The following is a 14,796-nucleotide window of genomic DNA, read 5'->3' on the forward strand; positions in this document are numbered from 1 at the left end:
ATCCGCGCTAAATCATAACTGCATTTACTTGTTTATTTATTTTCACCCGTTAACCGTTAAGTCCAATGAAAAGAATCCTTTTAACCCTGGCCGTTGCAGGCGTACTCTCCTCCTGCGGCAACAACGACACATCGAAACAGGCTGCCGATCAGACCGAAACGGCGCATAATGCTACTGAACATGAGGAGCATGGTGACCATGATGGGCATGGTGACCATGTCGCTTCTTCAGTCTCAGGTAATACTTCAGTGAATGGCCCGGTCAGAAAGTCAGACCAGGCTTCGGCTATTCTTGATGGCTACCTGGCCATGAAAGACGCATTGGCATCTGACAACAGCGCAAAAGCGGCCGCTTCCGGCGAAATGATGGTGAAGGCTTTCGCAAGTTTCGACAGAGCCTCTCTGGACCCGAAGCAACAGGCCTCCTACGATGATACTGTGGACGATGCCCGCGAGCATGCTGAACACATTGGCACGAACAGCGGTAAAATTGATCATCAGCGGGAACATTTCGATGTCTTGAGCAAAGACATGACCGACCTGATCGCCGTCGTCGGATCAGATCGCACGCTCTATCAGGACTATTGTCCGATGTACAACAATAAAAAGGGGGCAAATTGGTTGAGCACATCCAAGGAGATCAAGAATCCATACATGGGTAGCAAAATGTCGACCTGCGGAAGCATGAAAACTGAAATAGTACCCCAATGAGGTGGTTGAAAATAGCCGCCGTGGCTACGGTAGTTGTTTTGGTGGGTATCCAGTGGATACCCACTCCGCTTAACCGGGGTGACACCCGTGCGGATAAAGATTTCATCGCTCTTTACGCGCCCCCGGCCCGCACTGGCACACTGCTTAAAACGGCTTGCTACGATTGCCACAGTAACCATACTGACTACCCCTGGTATAGCAGATTTCAACCCGTGGCCATGTTTCTGGGCAATCACATCGAGGAGGGGAAAAAGGATCTGAATCTTAGTGAGTTCGGTGATTACTCACCCCGTCGGCAGCGCAGTAAATTGAAAGCAATGAGCAGCCAGATAGAGGATGGTGCGATGCCCTTAACTTCGTACAGGCTGATACATTGGAACGCCAACTTATCAAAGGCGGATGAGAAGGCCGTTCTTGGCTGGCTTAAATCTGAAATAAAGTAGTAGCGATCGCTTGGCCTAACTTCTTTGTCCGAAAAGAAAATCAGTACGTATGCGCTACTCAGTCTCACCAGTATATGGAGATGCGGGCCTGGGCCGTAAATGCAAAGGATTCTTATGAAAGTCGTTGGTACAACGTGCGAAGATCGCATAAATTGAAAGACGAAGAATTTTCGCTCATGGAATTCGTAAAGTTGGCTCACGTTTGGGTAAGGTTAACACTTATTTTTTACCGCCCCGTATTCAACGATCACGAACTTACGGTCTCCTTTATCCAACTGCATTGTGCAGAATACTGCCTGGAATGGTTCATTCGATCCGGCAAGGGGTTCATGCAGACCAGTCAGTGTCAGAGACTTTTTTTTTCTGGATGATTCCGACGGAAGTTCGCTGAAATTGGCACTAACCTACATTACCAAGAAGCAGCAGGCATTCGGGAAGGTATCCCGCCGTTTCACTGAAAACTCTAACTTCACCTTCGCAACCCGGACATCTACGAAAACCAGGACCACAAGTAGTTGATCAGGCAGGTTATGGTCCTGTGTCACCCGGATAAGTATCCGGCTATTTTTCCATGCGGGCCAGAATAGCCTTCATCTCGGCAATTTCGCGCTCCTGTGATTCGATGATGCCGCGGGCCAGTTTTTGCACTTCCGGATCTTTTAGATTCGCTTACTGACTGAAGAGAATAGCCGAGGTGTGGTGGGGAATCATAGCCCGCATGTACTACTCGTCGCGAATAAAGGTCTGTGTACGCAGCAGCGTCAGCACCCCGAAGAAAAGGACAATACTGCCCCCGATGATGAGCCCGTTCACGCGCTTGTTCTTGTACATCATGCCCATGAACCCCAGCATAATCAGAGCCATCGGCGCAATCATCAGCGCGGTCATGTAAAAGCGGGTCAGACCAAAATAGAGGTGGCTGATCTGGTCGATGTTGAGATACATTACGCTGAACATAACAATGTACGATACGCCCAGCATGCCCATAAATTTTCGGTAGTCCCCCTGTTCCATAATAAACTGATTTTCGTGAGTGAAAAATCTGACTACCGGCAAAATAATATCGGTAGTCAGATCATAACAAGTTTCAGCCCGCTTTTGATTATCAAAACGCCTGCTGAAAGGTAACGTTAGCCCGAAACGGCGGAGCCTGTTCGCCCAGGCCCGCCGTTCCGCCCAGCGACATCACCAGCCTGGGGTTTATCTGCCGCCGAAAACCGAGTTCGACCGAGTTCCCCATTTCACCAGCTAACCGAAACTGCTCCCGCACCCAACCAGGGTGCCGCCCTTCAATACGGCAATCATCAACGGCTACAATCGACTGTTCAACGTACGACGTAAGCTGGGTTCGTGGCCGGAGTATTTGGCCATCCGGGAAAAATTGATGGTGGTAAACAACGATTGTTGGCAGGTACTTTCCAACGATCTAGAGGCTTTGTCGGGGTTGTTATTCGAGATCGGTGCCGGTAATCTGTTGGGGCCGAACCTATATGAGCGACCAGCCGTCGACCGGAAAAAGATTCAGAAACAGCTTGCCAAACGGCACAAGGCCGTCGTTGACGAAGCCCAGGAGACCCAGACGCACAGTGAGATGCAGTATCATTTGTTGACCCTGGGCAGAGCCCTGGGATATGACGTGGTGGTGGCCCGAAAAGACAGGTCCCGGCAGTACAACGGGCAGCCTTTTTCGTTTTTGAGTCTGCCTAGTCTGCCCCCGCTGCCGGTCCCGCCCGAAACAAGTCAGACTATCAGCCTGATTGACATCATCTGGCTGGAAAAAGAGACGGGGCGCTTAATTTGCGCCTTTGAAGTGGAGAAAAGCACGTCGATCTATTCCACCATCCTGCGCCTGACGGACCTGACGTGTTCACTACTGGACCACGCGACAACGCTATATTTAGTTGTACCCGATAGCCGCCAGAAAGAGGTAGAAATACAACTCACCCGCCCCTCGATCCGGCAGACAAACACGCCTATCCGGTACATACTCATGTCGGAGTTACGTATGCACTATGTCGATTCTGGGACAGCCACCTCGTGCTGGAAAAGATCGCCAAAGCCGTGTGAAGCTGTGAACATCTACATACGCCCATTTCAGTCTATGGGAACTACTTACTTTTTACTTTGTTGGGTAACTTTGCATTGCAACTTATGGTTGCCAGTGGTATTGGGTACCTGGACAACCAATAATGCCGGTTAGAAATGGTTGAATCAAAGCTAAAAAAGCTCTTTGCGCTACTCCATTCAGTTAAACAGCTAACGTATGAGCCGTTAGCTTGCTCATCACCCCAGTCCCCCCACTCCTGTCATCCTGGTTATTCAATCGTACCTGCACAATCATTCCGTTTCAGGACAAGTCAAATCTGGCGTGTAGCTTAATCATACGTTGCTTAGCGAATGAACGAAACGGACCTCCGCGATTGGCCTGACCGGTAGGTCGAGAATTAGAAGCTCAGGCGGTAAATCAAAACCGGCAGAATCGTAAATTGTAACACGGGAGGCCCACCTATCAGCCCGGAACAATAGGCATGCTTTCCGCATAAATCCAGTTCCCGGCTGATAGGTGGGCGATCTTCGACACTGTTGCTCCGGCACCACCCACGATCATTAACCACAGAACGTGGGAAATAGTCAGGGGCATGACCCAAAGGCTATTCCTGTAAATCAGTGCGAAACAAAAAAAAGTAAACCAGCCTTTATAACGTCAGCAAGCGAAGCCAACGCCAAAAAAAAAGAAGTGCGGTAGATCATACGCGCATACTGTGTAGAGGGGGCAATGGCCTATTTCCCAGGCATAGTTCAACAGAAATGACGAACCGGCTACTACACCAGCAAATCGCCTGAAGGCTGGTTTATCAACCGCTTTTTTCAGAAAATGGATATACAATAACACGATGGCTGTCAGGGCGATAGTTGGTATCACAAACATGCCAGGGTTTAAGTCAACCATTTCTTTCTGATTGTAGTACGGTTCATCGGCCTTCCAACTAGTGTTGTCGGCGGGCCGATGAACCGTACTACAATCAGAAATTATAGCCCACCCCACCCCCAGCGGTACGATACCGGGTGTCGTAATCGGTGTGGAGAAACAGGTTTTTGGTAACGGTATATTGCAGTTCGACGTGCGCCCGTACGTAGCCACCGATCAGCCACTGCGTTTGGTAGGTAAATTCCAGGCGAGGGAAAAGCAGTTGCTGGCCCGACAGTTGAAGCCGCACGTTGCCCCGCGCATCCACCTTCGCTTCGGACTCGATCAGGAAGGGCAGCATGTATCGGATACCGGCCACCGCCCGCAGAATCTTCCGGTCACCGTTGGTAGCAGGCAGGCCATCCCCCTCGGCACGGACACGGCGTAAAAAGCGTTCATTACCCCCGTCCACACCTGCAAACACCCGAAACCAATCCCCGAAATAGCGCTCGTAGTCCAGATCGAACTCGAAGTTGTTGGAACGCCAGTCGTGGTCACCCCCGGCAATGATGGCATTTTTATTATTCGAAACGTTTAGATTAAAGTAGTTGATCGGATAACCCGGTTGCACAAAACCCCATACGAATGGCTGGTTATCGCGCATATCGCGCAGGTGTAGTTTTTGGATGTTGGCAATGGACGAGTCGGGTTTATCGCCGTAGCTGACCACGCGCGCCATGCCACTAAGCATGTGATAAAGCAGGTGACAGTGGAAAAACCAGTCCTTATCATCGTCGGCCATCAGCTCGATAGTAACACTACCCATTGGTGAGACGTTGACCGTATGCTTGAGTGGCGAATATTCACCCTGCCCGTTGAGCACGCGGAAATAATGCCCATGCAGGTGAATGGGGTGCATCATCATGGTATTATTCACCATTTTAATCCGTACTATTTCCCCCCGTCGAATCTCGATCATGTCGGCCCGGGAAAGGGGTTGTCCGTTGAAGCCCCAGATGTAGCGAAACATATTGCCCGTTAAAGTCAGTGGTATCTCGCGGATGGGGCGGTTAGCTGGAAAGACAATTGGTTCAGTAGCCTTCAAAATGCTGTAGTCGATGGTATTCTGCTCGTCCATCATACTCATCTGACCCATACCACCCATGCCTTCCATCCCATTGGTACTCATACCCGGCATGTTGTCACCCGGCTTCATGCCGGCCATGTTGACAGACTTGTTGTCCATCTTCATCTGGCTGTGATCCATACCCGGCATGGCTTCGGCCTTACCATCCATCTTCATACCTTTCATACCCGGCATAGTGTCCGTTTTGGCATCACCCATTTTCATCTGGCTATGGTCCATGCCCGGCATGTTATCCGATTTTTTGGGAGTCGTCGTCTTTTTATCGGCCATTTTCATCTGGCCATGATCCATACCAGTCACGTCCATTTTACCGTCCTTGTCCATCTTCATACCCACATCGGCCGGTCCGTCGGAGTGGGACCGAGACATATCCATTCCAGCCATTGATTTGCCTTTTTTCTTCGGTTTAGTAGCGCCCATGTCCATTCCTTTCATGTCCATTTGACTATGATCCATGCTCGACATAGCGTCCGCTTTTTTGGATTTTGCGGATACTGCCTTTTCGGGTTTTGGCTGACCCATGTCCATTTTGCTATGATCCATACCTGACCTGTCCTTACCAGGCATATCGATACCCGGCATCGAGTCGGCTTTTTCGGGCGACGCTTTCGCGGGTTTAGCCGGGTTTTCGTTCATCCCACTCATTGCACCCGCTTGATGCACCATCGGGCCGTTCATATCACGATTAGCCTGGGCAGTGGTGTCTGATTGGCCCATGTTCATTGTACCCATGCCCATACCTCCCATTTGGCTCATATTAGCCGTCAATTTATAGAGGTCCGGGCGGGGAATAGGCGGCGCGTAGTGAACCGGGCCACTACCCAAAAGCGCTGTGGCATAACCCGAACCATCCTGTGCGGAGGCCCGCACCTCGAATGCCCCGCCTTCGGGGACAGTCACGATGAAATCATAGGTTTCGGCAATGGCAATGAGCCGACGGTTTACATCCACGGGTTGCACCTCTACGCCATCGGCGGCAATTAATTTCATGGGTCCCCCTGCGTAGTTGAGGTGAAAATAAGTAGAAGCTCCGGCGTTAATCACCCGCAGGCGCACCGTCTGGCCTGGTTTGATTTCGGGGTAACGGACCGTGTCCTTGCCATTAATCAGGAACCGCTCATAGTACACGTCCGAAATGTCCATTGGAGCCATTTTTTGCATCGACTGCCGCAGGTAGGCGCTCACTGCTTTGTGCTTGATGATGCGGTTCAGCGACTGCACGTTATCTTTTTTGATAGAATACCATTCATTCCTACGTTTCAGGTTTTTGAGGATATAGGCCGGATTCTCATTGGTCCAGTCCGACATCAGAATAACCAGGTCATGGTCGACTTTATGGACCTGCTGCTGGGGTTGAATGACAATGGAACCGTACACCCCAAGCTGCTCCTGATAGCGGGTATGCGAGTGAAACCAGAACGTTCCCGACTGCACCAGCGGGTATTCAAATGTTCGCGTTTTGCCGGCTAAAATAGGAGGTGTCTCTAAATAGGATACACCATCCTGGATGTTGGGTACCAACAGACCGTGCCAGTGCAGAGAGGTTTCGGTTTTGAGTTTGTTATGCACCCGAATGACGGCCACATCGCCTTCCATAAACCGCATGGTCGGGCCAGGAATCCCCCCATTAATGGTCATTGCCCGCTTCGGCTTGCCGGAAATATTGACCGTCTGTTCATCAATCATCAGGTCGTACTCAATGCGCTTACCGGTCAATTTCGTTCTAGCTAAAGCCTGTGGCCGCGAAACAGGAAGCGTGGTGTTGACGGTCGGAAAGCTCGACTTATCGGCATCGCGGGGTTTGGCCGTTGCTTCACTGGAAGCATTCATCGAATGTTGCTGAGCAAAGCCAGTTGTCAGCAACAGGGTCAGACCAGCGAAAATCAATACAATAGATTTCATTACGTATGGGGTAAACGATTGGGTAGGCTGTAAACCAGCAATAATGCTCTGTCGGATGGCAGGGCCACTTACAGTAAGGGGAGACGGCATCGTATCATAGTTTGACTTACCGGTCCAGTTCGTTCAGTTTAGCTTTCATCTGCCTGATTTCTTCTTCCTGAGCCTTAATGATATCCTCACTCAGCTTCCTGATCTCAGGGTCTTTTAGGGAGGCTTGCCCACTCATCAAAAATGGCAGCGGCATGGTGGGGTATCATTCCTTTTAAATATTGCCGGTCTGAAACGGCGGCCTGCTGCCGAATGAAAACGAAAAAAGCAACTAAGGCAATATCACTTCCCGCCAGGATTGGGGCATTGCGTTTCTTATCCATATACATAGCCGACATAACTAACAGCTCAATAATAATCATGGGCATTGTCATCAACCCAGCCATATAGAACTGATTTATATTGGGGACAACATTAACAAAGCTATTTACCATTGAATACATAAGTACGTACATACATAGATATAAACTACAACACGCCCATAATGAGGATTTTTTACATACTGTTGGGTAGGTAGGGCAGGCTTAGTTTGAGAATGCATCATGACATTTATTCGATTAAAAATATCCTCAGGGTGAAGATATCGGGTAGTAAATAGATAAAATAGTGCCGAATGCCCGCCTGACTTGTCGAGACAGACGTATATGAGACTAAAAAGTCACCCCATCGGATAATGAAACGGCTTGTAAAATTCAACCGGGCTTTTGCGAAACTTTTGGATTCCTTGGTCAAGCGTACCCTCTTTTTTTAAGGTCGGGGTATCCGTTCGGCTTTATAGCCTGTCCGTTCGACGGCTTGTATAATGATATCTCCAATCCGATTATCAATAGTCTGCACGGTAAGAATTTTTCTCTGGGCTGTTGGTATCTACATTCCAGCCGTCCAGTTGCTCGAAATCGTCAAGAAATGGCGTAATCGATGCGGATTCCATGTCCGCACTAATGTTCGTTTTGAAATTGAGCGTTTCAATAGCTGTTACTGTCCGTTTTAGTAACCCTCAGACAGGTTAATTGCTCCGCTAAAGGACTTGTAATTTTAGGAAAAAAGCTTATAAAATTAAAAACGCCTATAGTTTAGCAGACCTCAGTCGCAGGCTATTCGTCACCACCGACACGGAACTGAGGGCCATATCCGCCCCGGCAAACATCGGATTAAGCAGAAAACCGTTGATTGGATAAAGAACTCCAGCCGCAATGGGAATGCCAATGAGGTTATAGATGAACGCCCAGAACAGGTTCTGCCGGATGGTCTGCACCGTCCGTTTTGAGAGTTGCAGGGCTTTGGGTACGCTGTTTAAGTCCGAGGTGATGAGTGTCATCTTGGCGACATCCATGGCAATGTCCGACCCTCGCCCCATGGCAATACTCACATCCGCCTGCGCCAGTGCCTGCAAGTCGTTGATGCCATCGCCAATCATGGCCACAATTTTTCCTGTAGCCTGCAATTCTTTGACGAAGTTGGCTTTATCAGCAGGAAGCGCTTCGGCCCGGTAATCCGTAACGCCTACTTCACTGGCCACGGCCCTGGCTGTTTGGGCGTTATCGCCCGTCATCATGTATACCGCGATACCCCGCCGTTGGAGCGTATGAACGGCCTCGAGGGAAGTAGCTTTTGTTGGGTCGGCATGGCAATCAATGCCAGCAGTTGTTCTGCATCAGCGAAGTACACGACCGTATTAGCCGCTTGCTGCCAGTCGGCGGCTAATGCCTGGGCCTTATCCCCAACCGGGATTCGATGCTCGGCTAGCAGTCGGGCATTACCCACCACGTACTGCTTTTCAGCGGAGCGGCCCAGTACACCCCGTCCAGTTAGGCTCTCGAACGTATCCAGCAGCGAACCGGTTATAGTGTCCTGTTTTAACCGTTCGACCACGGCATCGGCTAGGGGGTGTTCCGATTGAGCTTCCAGCGCGTAGAGCACCCGCATCAGGGCTTTCTGGTCAGTGTCGGGTGCGAACCAGTGCAGCTTAATGACGGACGGATTCCCTTCGGTCAGCGTGCCGGTTTTGTCCAGAATGACGGCGTTTACCCTAGAGCCTAGTTCCAGACTTTCGGCATCTTTGATGAGGATGTTATTTTCGGCTCCTTTACCTACGCCCACCCTAATCGCCGGTGTCGTGGCCAGCGGGGTGTGCCCCTGTACTCTGCCGGTAGGGCATGGCGGGTTTGGTCAGTAGCAGCAGCCAAAATAACGCCAGCCAGCAGGGCTTTCGCATCGCGGCTGCTTTTTTCGGCGGTATCGTCATAAATCTAATGCTACTGGGTGCGCTGGCCGGTCGAATGGGTGCCATCCTGACCGAATCATTCGGGACTTACTGGGCGCTGGGGATGGCGGTTATATCCCTGCTGGCGGCCGGACTGTCGTTTTACGGCCCGCGCCTGAGCGAAACCCAGTTAGCGGGTCTCCGCAAACCGGGGGTTGGTGGGGCCTTTGTCTACGGCTTTATCTTTAGTTTGGGCACGTCGGCCGCTCCGTTGATGCTGCTGTTATCAGTCGCTGCGGCCACGGCCAGTCCGGTGTACGGGTTTGTGCTGGCCCTCGCCTTCGGCATCGGCCGGGGGCTGCCTTTTTTAGTGGTGGGCTTTTTCGCCGGAGCCGTGGCTCGTTTTGCCCGACTCACCTGGCTCCGGCGCAGCATTCAGTTTATCAGTGGGGGAGCGCTGCTGTTCGTTTGCTATTACTACACGCAGACTTTTCTGAGTCTGATTGGTTAACGCCACGTTCTAACCAGACTCACTTGACTTCAGGCTTGAGCGACCTGGTAACGGCTCATCAATCTGCTACCCCCGGTAGCCTGCAACGAGCAGGTTTTACTTGGGCCGGTGAAACCGTTCAATGTCAACATCGTGGCTACGGAAGCCATCATGATTTCTTTAGACCTTTTTTTACGCGTTAGGATGAATTCGTTACAAAGATGGGAAGGGGGATGGAGGGGGCTCCAACTGTTTTTCCAATAATATTTTTTTCAGGTGTTACTCGACCGCTTCGGCCTCTTTCAACCGCCGGGGTACCTCATCTAGGGGGATGTTAGGAAACATACTCCGCAACCGCTCGATCAGTTCTTCCTGCCCGCAACTTCCTGGGCAATTCTGTAAGGCGAAAGAGATTTTTTCCGCCATCGCCTTGCGATACACATCATCAAGCAGTAACAATACGCTCTTCGAGAGCAGCGCCTGGGCTGCTTTAAGCTGGAGCAGTTCCGCTTCGGGATCGCTACTTTCTTTCGCTGAGCGTAGCACCGATTGAAGCTGGCCAATGGCTGTAGCCAGAGCGGGCTTAAACTCGTTGAGCAGGTCGGTTGAAATCATAATGGTGTCTTGTCTATAATCCTGCGTTGGTTAGTCCCCAAAAAGACCAAGTATCACGCCAACGATACCGAACAGCAGGACAAACAAACCAATAAAACCAATAGTGCCATTTAATTGCTGGCCATTACCCATTATAATCAGCACTATCCCCCCAAGTAGCAGAACAAGGCCGCTAATCAAACGTGCCCGGTTAGCAACCAGTACCTTCTCCGGGTTGCTGGGTGCCAGATGCTGGCCAATTCTTTTATTCACTTTTCTGAGCATCAATCCTTCAACAAAAGTCGCTTTGTGAGGGGATTGAGACGCCGTCGGTTTGAGCGTTTGGGGGATTAACCGATACGTTACCCGGGCCATACGTTCGTTCAGCTTTGTGGCTGTTGCCAATTTACCCTCCTGTGGGAGGTGGGCTTCAATCTGTACAGGGGCTGCCTCAACCGGCATTCGAGTCCTTATTGGTGTTGCAACGACCTGTACAGGGTTGGCGATGACCACTGGTTGAGTTTTAGGCAGAGCGGAGGCCGAGAAAGCTCCACGCTGAAAACTAGCAACTGGACGGCTGCAAGAAGAACAAATAGTAACTCCAATCAGAACCGCGCAAATTTTTTGAGTAAATGTATTGGTCATTATTTGATTTTTTTGGTACGGGAACTCGTCATTACAACGACAAGCCCAAAAAGAAGTTCGCCTTATGGACTTGTAAGATTGTTAGTTTGGAGGGGCTACCCGCGAGAGTATACAGGCGGGTCGGTTGTCGGTACAAACCAAACTAATTAGCAAATGGCGTTAGTACAGGATAAAGTTTCTCGGTAAGCAGCCGTCAGGGAAACGGTTGGGGTCTGTGCCCGGCACCCAGCAAACGGGTACCGTTTCGCTTATAATGTTGTAAGGATCGCTGATAAATTTACAAAACAGTTGAAAAATATTTCCTTTAACTTTATCGTAAATTATAGTGTACGATGGAAACCAACGGCAATTTTCAGTCTAAGAGCTTAACTGACAAAGAGCTAGATGCGTTGTTTGTGTCGGCAAGTTGGCTTTGTGATTTTCCGTATACTCCCCTAACCTGGTTGCTGTTGAGCCGACAAATGGATCTGCTTAACAGTACCGTTAAGTGCAAACAATCAACTGATATTAGCCATAACACGCCAATCAGATGGAGTAGTTTGTTGGCTGGTAAACCAACGTCCAAAAATTAAATCACTGGTCGTGTTAATTTACCAAGAACATCTTGATGAGCGGGCTAACCCAATGGTGGTGGCGCGCCGATCTCTTCACTAAAACGGAACAGCAAGAAGTCTCTCACACAACGGATTGCGTCGGCGTAACTTTCCGTAATTTTCCATCGCCTATCCACTATCTACACATCTGGAACCACGTACTAATAACCCATTACCAGTCGATGGTCGTAGTTACGGTTGCTGCTCGCTATCCTACTGAAAACCTCAAACTAAACCTTTAATGATAGTATCTGTTACATTATGATAACTAATTAAACGTGAACTATGAGATTGTTTTCTAGGCCGCTAATGCCCAATTTGGTTCACCTGCCATTAGTAAGCGATTACTCAAATCGACCTTAGCCACAGGTTTACGCTCGTAAAATGAGTAAGCAATCAGACTCGCGTAGACGTTCACAAACGCATTGGTCGCCGACCGATGGCGGGTGTGTTCTAAATTACAGACAGCCTTGCTTTGACCAATGACCGTCTCAATCAGGCTCCGCTTTTTAGCCCATGCTTTAGCCGCCAGGGGCCAGTCGGCTTTGGCCATCCCTTTACGGGGTTTGGCCGCGAAGATAACCTGACCCTGATGTTCGACAAAGGCTTGTTTTTCCGTATTGAGTAGATAGCCTTTGTCCCCAAATACCCAACCCACCACATCGTGGGTTAGCTCAAAAAGTAGCTTAGGGTTGGCATCATGGGTACTGCCGTCGGTTATACGGACATGGACAAGTTGGCCTAAATGGTTGATTAACAGATGGACTTTAAGGCCAAAAAACCAGCCTACCGACGTTTTTCCCCAACTGGCAAAACCCTTCAGGGTTTGATGCTGGTGGGCACGGTTAGGATGGCAAGCAGTCACAGGTGTTGAATCGATATAGTAGATCCCCGTTCGTAAACTGCGCTGGCAACGGTAAGCCATATACAACATCAGGGGGATCAAGGTACGAGGGATAAGGGCCACGAAACGATCATAACTGATCAGGTCTGGGAAGTCTCGTTTGAGATCCTCACTAACGTGGCGGGTATAGTAGGCTTTGAAGTTTTTGTAGGGACTCAGATGGTAGTACACCAAAATAGTCATCACTTCACTGAGTGAGAGTTGGCTGGGATGGAGCTTCTTATAGGCCCCGCAGTGGTGTAGGGCTTTAGCGATCAACTGCATCTTAGCTTTGCAAAAGTCATCGATATCAACGTAGATTTCGGTCAGCATATGAGTTCGAGATTTGGTAGGTTTTGATTGGTTAGCACCCAAAACTACCTTTTTCGGCTCATATGTACTTTAAATAGCTGTTTATCAGCACATCAATCCCATAGTTCGCGTTAATTAAGATAAATCTCATGAAAAATCTAATGAACGTTTTTATCCTGATGCTATTGATCGGATTCATCAGCACAGCACAAGCACAAAGTACGGCACACTCCAAGTCGACTAACAGCACCACAAAGTCCAACGGGATGGCCCAGGACTGCGTGATGATGAAAGACGGCAAGATGATGATGATGAAAGACGGCAAGATGATGGCTATGACCGAAGATATGACTATGAGTGACGGCTCCATGTGCATGAAAGACGGTACCTGCATGAAGAAAGACGGCACTAAAATGGCCATGAAAGAAGGTCAGTGCATGATGATGGACGGGCGCATGACGACCATGGATAAAATGATGAAAGAAGGCAAAATGAAATCCGGCCACAAAATGGGTAAGGATAAGTCATAGCATAACCACTCCCAAGCAGCGTCTCGCCAGGACATAAGCCGATCCTATCGAAACGCTGCTGAGGGTGGCATTCGAGTTAATTCACCATAAAAAAAATGATTGATTTGAAGCCAGGCATGTTTGTCGTGCCCGTTACTCCCCTGATCGTAGTCGTGTCCTTATTGATCTTTTTTGTCAAAAAGCGGCCGATAAGCAAGCCTTTAAGCACTTCATCGGCCCCGTAATCGTGCTTGCCTTTTTGCTCAATTATGGTTGGGAACTGAGCCATTGCACCTTGTACAAAGGGTTGGTTTAGGAGGGACCGTACATTGCTTTTTTAGCCCTGGCCTCGCTGGCGGATACGATCATGGCCCTTTTGCTGTACGTTGGCTTTTCACTAATCTACCGACAGGGCTTATGGATTGAAGGCGTAACGCCTCTTCAAATTTTTTCCGTAATGCTGGTCGGTGGCTTAGGTGCTACCGTGTCTGAACTCGCTCATCTGTCAGCGGGGAACTGGTCTTACACGAAGAACATGCCCCTTCTTCCGGGCATTGGGGTTGGCCTTAGTCCCGTGTTGCAGTTTACAATTTTGCCGATTTTGATTTATAGCCTGAGCTTGTACCGCACAAGGCGTAAAACCACCCAGTCAGCTTCGGCTACGTAATCGACTGATTCGTTGGGAGCTGGCCGCAAGGTGGAACCCCGAATCCCGAGAATTTACCCGCCATTGCTCTCCTTCTTCTCAATCAAGCAATTAAATTACGTCTTCATACCGGCCATCGGGGTGGCTTCCGCATTCCCGGATGAGTTAAACCCTTTTTCATTCCCCGCTGCGTGAATTGTACAGTCCCAACATAGCCTGTGTCTATAAATTTTGTAAAGTCTTGCCCGAATCCTATAACACATTTGTTAGACAAAGGCGGTAAGTTTGCAGAACTAAAATCCAATCGAATGAAAATCCCGTTCCATACTCGTCTGATTTGCTGTTGGCTGGCCCTTGTGGTTCTGCTTGGCAGCACGGGCTTTGGTATGGCTGACCATTGGTGTCAGATGCGGGGACACACTAAGTCATTCTCACTGGTTAAAGAAGCCTGTGCTTCATCGTGTCAGTCAGGCGCAGTATCAGATCCGGTTTCGGCAGGACACCCGCTCAAAAAAATGCCCTGCTGTAAAGTGACCCTTTCCTACCAGCACCTCGACGTAAGTTCCTTTATCGTAGATCAACACCCGGTTGCGGCTCCTCAGCCCGCCGATTTTATTGCCAATCATGAGTTCCGCTTACTGCTGGCGGCTATGGTACCAACCGACAGGTTGCCGGTAGCTCACTCGCCTGCCGATGACCCGCTTTCCCGAAGCAGCCGGTATCGACTTACTTCTCTCTGTACCTGGCTTATCTGAGCCACTGT

At 49.7% G+C, this 14,796-nt stretch carries 17 protein-coding genes and 2 pseudogenes; 7 read left to right on the plus strand and 12 right to left on the minus strand.

Going from position 1 to position 14,796, the window contains the following annotated elements:
* Positions 1-65: 65 nt before the first annotated feature.
* Both B156_RS0126200 and B156_RS0126205 read left to right on the plus strand, forming a co-directional pair.
* A complete protein-coding gene (locus B156_RS0126200) occupies positions 66-710 on the plus strand; it encodes a DUF3347 domain-containing protein (protein WP_018622776.1) in 645 nt (214 codons plus the stop codon).
* Entirely contained in the window at positions 707-1,153 is a 447-nt protein-coding gene (locus B156_RS0126205; RefSeq protein ID WP_018622777.1) for a heme-binding domain-containing protein, read from the plus strand. Before B156_RS0126200 ends, B156_RS0126205 begins: the two co-directional genes overlap by 4 nt.
* Positions 1,154-1,876: 723 nt before the next feature.
* Here the strand turns inward: B156_RS0126205 and B156_RS32515 are convergent.
* Positions 1,877-2,167, minus strand: a complete 291-nt coding sequence (locus B156_RS32515) for a hypothetical protein (protein WP_018622779.1) — start codon at positions 2,165-2,167, stop codon at positions 1,877-1,879.
* Between the two features lie 91 nt (positions 2,168-2,258).
* On the minus strand, positions 2,259-2,393 hold the full coding sequence (locus tag B156_RS32460; RefSeq protein WP_281167541.1) for a hypothetical protein: 135 nt from the start codon (positions 2,391-2,393) through the stop codon (positions 2,259-2,261).
* Between the two features lie 39 nt (positions 2,394-2,432).
* Here B156_RS32460 and B156_RS29985 point away from each other — a divergent pair, with 39 nt between their 5' ends.
* Complete coding sequence (locus B156_RS29985) at positions 2,433-3,353, plus strand: hypothetical protein (RefSeq protein ID WP_245563846.1); 921 nt, start codon at positions 2,433-2,435, stop codon at positions 3,351-3,353.
* A gap of 504 nt (positions 3,354-3,857) precedes the next feature.
* Here the strand turns inward: B156_RS29985 and B156_RS32340 are convergent.
* The 6 genes and pseudogenes from B156_RS32340 to B156_RS32690 form a co-directional block, all read right to left on the minus strand.
* Positions 3,858-4,076 carry a hypothetical protein gene (locus B156_RS32340; RefSeq protein WP_245563847.1) on the minus strand — a complete coding sequence of 73 codons (219 nt, stop codon included), beginning with the start codon at positions 4,074-4,076 and terminating at the stop codon, positions 3,858-3,860.
* A 100-nt stretch (positions 4,077-4,176) separates the two neighbouring features.
* Complete coding sequence (locus tag B156_RS0126235) at positions 4,177-7,110, minus strand: multicopper oxidase domain-containing protein (RefSeq protein ID WP_018622782.1); 2,934 nt, start codon at positions 7,108-7,110, stop codon at positions 4,177-4,179.
* Positions 7,111-7,304: 194 nt separating this feature from the next.
* Positions 7,305-7,592: a hypothetical protein gene (locus B156_RS29990; protein WP_245563865.1), complete on the minus strand. Its 288-nt coding sequence runs from the start codon at positions 7,590-7,592 to the stop codon at positions 7,305-7,307.
* A 313-nt stretch (positions 7,593-7,905) separates the two neighbouring features.
* Positions 7,906-8,128 (minus strand): annotated as a pseudogene (locus B156_RS32350) (copper chaperone).
* A gap of 96 nt (positions 8,129-8,224) precedes the next feature.
* Positions 8,225-9,258 (minus strand): annotated as a pseudogene (locus B156_RS30000) (HAD-IC family P-type ATPase).
* A 1-nt stretch (position 9,259) separates the two neighbouring features.
* Positions 9,260-9,403, minus strand: a complete 144-nt coding sequence (locus tag B156_RS32690; protein ID WP_425423322.1) for a hypothetical protein — start codon at positions 9,401-9,403, stop codon at positions 9,260-9,262.
* Here B156_RS32690 and B156_RS0126260 point away from each other — a divergent pair.
* Positions 9,372-9,872, plus strand: coding sequence for a cytochrome c biogenesis protein CcdA (locus tag B156_RS0126260; RefSeq protein WP_425423320.1), 501 nt, complete (start codon positions 9,372-9,374; stop codon positions 9,870-9,872). The genes B156_RS32690 and B156_RS0126260 overlap by 32 nt on opposite strands.
* Positions 9,873-10,130: 258 nt before the next feature.
* Here the strand turns inward: B156_RS0126260 and B156_RS0126265 are convergent, their stop codons facing one another.
* The 3 genes from B156_RS0126265 to B156_RS30005 form a co-directional block, all read right to left on the minus strand.
* Entirely contained in the window at positions 10,131-10,466 is a 336-nt protein-coding gene (locus B156_RS0126265) for a metal-sensing transcriptional repressor (protein WP_018622785.1), read from the minus strand.
* Positions 10,467-10,496: 30 nt separating this feature from the next.
* Positions 10,497-11,090, minus strand: a complete 594-nt coding sequence (locus B156_RS32355) for a hypothetical protein (RefSeq protein ID WP_245563848.1) — start codon at positions 11,088-11,090, stop codon at positions 10,497-10,499.
* Positions 11,091-11,981: 891 nt separating this feature from the next.
* A complete protein-coding gene (locus B156_RS30005) occupies positions 11,982-12,899 on the minus strand; it encodes an IS982 family transposase (RefSeq protein ID WP_018622787.1) in 918 nt (305 codons plus the stop codon).
* 128 nt (positions 12,900-13,027) lie between these two features.
* Between B156_RS30005 and B156_RS0126280 the strand changes: the two genes are divergently transcribed.
* A complete protein-coding gene (locus tag B156_RS0126280) occupies positions 13,028-13,408 on the plus strand; it encodes a DUF6799 domain-containing protein (RefSeq protein ID WP_018622788.1) in 381 nt (126 codons plus the stop codon).
* A 76-nt stretch (positions 13,409-13,484) separates the two neighbouring features.
* Here B156_RS0126280 and B156_RS0126285 read toward each other — a convergent pair whose 3' ends face one another.
* Complete coding sequence (locus B156_RS0126285) at positions 13,485-13,676, minus strand: hypothetical protein (RefSeq protein ID WP_018622789.1); 192 nt, start codon at positions 13,674-13,676, stop codon at positions 13,485-13,487.
* A gap of 78 nt (positions 13,677-13,754) precedes the next feature.
* On the opposite strand from B156_RS0126285, the gene B156_RS0126290 reads away from it, so the two are divergent.
* The gene (locus tag B156_RS0126290; RefSeq protein WP_018622790.1) at positions 13,755-14,054 is read left to right on the plus strand and encodes a hypothetical protein; all 300 of its coding nucleotides are present in this window, start codon (positions 13,755-13,757) and stop codon (positions 14,052-14,054) included.
* A gap of 287 nt (positions 14,055-14,341) precedes the next feature.
* Positions 14,342-14,788: a hypothetical protein gene (locus B156_RS31165; protein WP_084757900.1), complete on the plus strand. Its 447-nt coding sequence runs from the start codon at positions 14,342-14,344 to the stop codon at positions 14,786-14,788.
* Positions 14,789-14,796 lie beyond the last annotated feature (8 nt).

This window comes from Spirosoma luteum DSM 19990 (genome assembly GCF_000374065.1).
GTDB classification, from domain to species: domain Bacteria; phylum Bacteroidota; class Bacteroidia; order Cytophagales; family Spirosomataceae; genus Spirosoma; species Spirosoma luteum.